This window comes from Marinactinospora endophytica (assembly GCF_054780875.1).
This window is the reverse complement of the sequence record NZ_BAAGVM010000029.1, coordinates 1-3,759: the sequence shown is the minus strand read 5'-3', so window position 1 is coordinate 3,759 and position 3,759 is coordinate 1. Positions and strand designations below refer to the sequence as shown.

General features: G+C 70.9%; 1 protein-coding gene. It reads right to left on the bottom strand.

The annotated features are described in order from the left end of the window. The coding region (locus ACYVHU_RS26595; protein ID WP_498949910.1) for a type I polyketide synthase at positions 1-3,740 on the bottom strand (3,740 nt) is incomplete at its 3' end. Positions 3,741-3,759 lie beyond the last annotated feature (19 nt).

Here is a 3,759-nt window from a genome sequence, read left to right as displayed (position 1 = left end):
ACCGCCGACCCCACCAAACCCGGGCCACCATCACCGGCACGCGCCCCCACCACACCCGAGGACACCACCACCAACCGCACACCCGACAGACGCTCATCCCCCACCCAAGCACCCACCACCGCCGCCATCCGGCTCACGGCCTGGCGCACCGCGCCGGGAACATCCTGTCCGGCATCCGCACAACCCAACGGCACCACCACGGCCGACAAACCCCGCACGGCCGCGGCCTCGGTCAGATCCACGCACGGACGCACATCAACACCCGCGGCCTCCAACAACCCGGCCACATCAGGCGCCCCCACCCCCACACCAGCCACCACGGCAACCGGGCCGGACAGGCTCGGCGTGGTGTCCGCGAAGGGGGTCCACTCCATGCGCAGGAGGGAGGAGAGGGCGGCGTGGTCCTGCCCCGGACCGGCGATCTCACGGAGGATCAGGGAATCGACGGACACCACCGGGCGACCGGCCGCGTCGGCGGCGAAGATGGTGACGGTGTCGTCGTCCTCCTTGCGCAGACGCACCCGGAGATGGCCGGCGGCCGAGGCGTGCAGCCGGACACCGGTCCACGCGAACGGAAGCGTGATCCTCCCGTCGGTGGCCGTCCCGTCGTCGTGGTCGGCCATGTCGATGGCGTGCAGGGCGGCGTCGAGCAGAGCCGGGTGGATCCCGAAAGCCCCCGCCTGGGCGGCCTCCCGCTCACCCAACTCCACCTCGGCGAACACCTCACCACCACGCGTCCACGCGCGCCTCAACCCCTGAAACGCCGGACCATACCCATAACCCTCACCGGCCAGCCGCTCGTAATGACCCGACACCTCCACCACACGCGCATCCACCGGCGGCCACACCGACAGATCAAACCCCGCACCCCCCACACGACCGGCGACCAGCACCCCCACCGCATGGCGGGTCCAGGGGCGGGAACCGGCACGGGAGTGCACCGAGACCGGCCGTCGGCCGTCCTCCTCGGCTCCGACGGTGACCTGGAGAACGATGGGTTCCTCCGGTTCGATCACCAGCGGGGTCTCGATCATGAGCTCCTCGACCTCGGAACAGCCGACCTCGTCGCCGGCGCGCACGGCCAGCTCGACGAACCCGGTCCCCGGGAAGAGCACCCGCCCCTCCACCGTGTGGTCGGCCAGCCACGGCTGCGACGCCACCGACAATCGCCCGGTCAGCACCACGCCGCCCTGTTCGGGAAGCTCGACCACCGCTCCGACCAGCGGATGGTCCGCCGGGGTCTGGCCCAACCCGCCCGCGTCGGCGATCACCGACGGACTCGTGAGCCAGTAGTGGTGGTGGGTGAAGGCGTAGGTGGGCAGGTCGATGTGGGGGGTGGGGGCGGGGTGGCCGGTGGTGGTGTGCAGGCGGGCCCAGTCGATGGGGGTGCCGTGGGTGTGGGCGGTGGCCAGGCCGCGCAGCAGGGTGGTGGGTTCGTCGTGGCCGGGGCGTAGTAGGCCGGTGAACAGGGCGGTGGTGTCGGGTGGGGCGGTGCGTGGGCCCATGGCGGTCAGGGGGGTGTCGGGGCCGGCTTCGATGAACACGCCGGTCCCGGCGGCGAGGAGGTGGGTGATGGTGTCGCTGAAGCGGACGGTGTGGCGGGCGTGGTGGGCCCAGTAGGTGGGGTCGGCGGCTTGGTCGGGGGTGAGGCGGGTGCCGGTGAGGTTGGAGATGACGGGGGTGTGGCCGGGGCGGGGGGTCAGGCCGGCGGTGATGGTGGTGAATTCGTCGAGGATGGGGTCCAGGAGGGGGGAGTGGAAGGCGTGGGAGACGTTGAGGGGCCGGGTTTTGCGGCCCAGGGCGGTGAAGTGGGCGGTGATGGTGTTGACGGCGGTGGTGGTGCCGGAGATGACGGTGGAGTCGGGGGCGTTGATCGCGGCGATGGCGATGTGGCCGGGGTGGTCGCCGAGTAGGGGGGTGATTTCGTCTTCGGTGGCTTGGATGGCGGTCATGGCGCCGCCGGGGGGCAGGGTTTGCATGAGGCGGCCGCGGGCGGTGACCAGGGTCGCGGCGTCGGTGAGGGTGAGGATGCCGGCGGTGTGGGCGGCGGTGATCTCGCCGATGGAGTGGCCGGTGAGGTAGTCGGGGTGTAGGCCCCAGGTGGTGAGGAGGTGGTAGAGGGCGGTTTCGATGGCGAAGAGGGCGGGTTGGGTGTAGGCGGTGTGGTCGAGCAGGCCGTGGAGGGGGTGGTCGGGGGTGGCCCACATGACGTCGCGTAGGGGGTGGTCTAGGTGGGCGTCCAGGGCGTCGCAGGCCTGGTCCAGGGCGGTGGCGAAGGCGGGGAAGGTGGTGTAGAGGGTGTGGCCCATGCCGGGGTGTTGGGCGCCTTGGCCGGAGTAGAGCAGCGCGGTTTTGGTGGTGCGGGCGCGCGCGGTGATGGTGGCGGGGTCGGGGTGGCCGTGGGCGAGGTTGTTCAGTGAGGTGTGTAGGTCGTGGGTGGTGGGGGCCAGGATGATGGCGCGGTGTTGGTGGGGGGTGCGGGTGGTGGTGGCCAACGCGATGGCGGGCAGGTCATGCTCGGGGTGAGCGGCCAGGTGGTCGGCTAGGCGGGCGGCTTGGGCGGGTAGGGCCTGGGGGGTACGCGCGGTGATCACCACCGGGGTCAACGGCAACGACACAGACGAAACCGGAGCCTTCCCGGTCTGGTCAGAATCGTCGGGCTGGTCGGAGTGCTCGGTCTGGTCGGCGTGGTCGGGGTGGTGGGGGGCTTGTTCGATGATGAGGTGGGCGTTGGTGCCACTGATCCCAAAGGAGGACACTCCGGCCCGGCGGGGCGCGTCCGGCCGCTCAGGCCAGTCCCGGCCCTCATCCAGAAGCCGTACCCGGCCTTGGTCCCAGTCCACGTGGGTGGAGGGGGAGGAGGCGTACAGGGTGGGAGGCAAGAAGCCCTCCCGCATGGCCACCACCATCTTGATCACCCCGGCCACCCCCGAGGCCGCCTGAGCGTGCCCGAAGTTGGTCTTGATCGAACCGAGCCACAGGGGTTCCGCGCCGTCTCGGTCACGCCCGTAGGTGGCCAGTAGCGCCTGCGCCTCGATGGGGTCGCCCAGTGTGGTGCCGGTGCCGTGGGCCTCGACCGCGTCGACGTCCCCGGGTTCCAGGCCGGCCGCGGCCAAAGCCCGACGGATGACCTTCTCCTGCGACGGACCACTGGGAGCGGTCAACCCATTGCTCGCACCATCCTGGTTGATCGCCGAACCACGCACCAGCCCCAGAACACGGTGACCGTTCGCACGCGCGTCAGAAAGCCGCTCCAACAGGATCAACCCCACGCCCTCGGAGAACACCGTGCCATCGGCGTCATCGGAGAACGCCTTGACCCGGCCGTCACGGGCCAACCCACGCTGCCGGCTGAAGTCCACCATGAGCTCCGGCGTCGCCATGACGGTGACGCCGCCGGCGAGGGCGAGGGTGCTCTCGCCACGGCGCAGCGACTCGGCCGCCAGGTGGATCGCGACGAGAGAGGACGAGCAGGCCGTGTCCACGGTCACCGCCGGACCCTCCAGACCCAGCGCATAAGCCACCCGACCCGACATGACGGATCCGGCGTTACCGGTCTGAAGGTAGCCCTCGATCTCCTCGGGGAAGGCGCCGCCCGGCCCGATGCCGTACCCGGTCTGCGTACCGCCGACGAAGACGCCGGTGGGGGTGCCGCGCAGCCGGTCGGGGTCGATCCCGGAACGCTCCAGGGTCTCCCAGGCCACCTCCAACAGCAACCGCTGCTGCGGATCGATCGCCACCGCCTCACGCGGACTGATC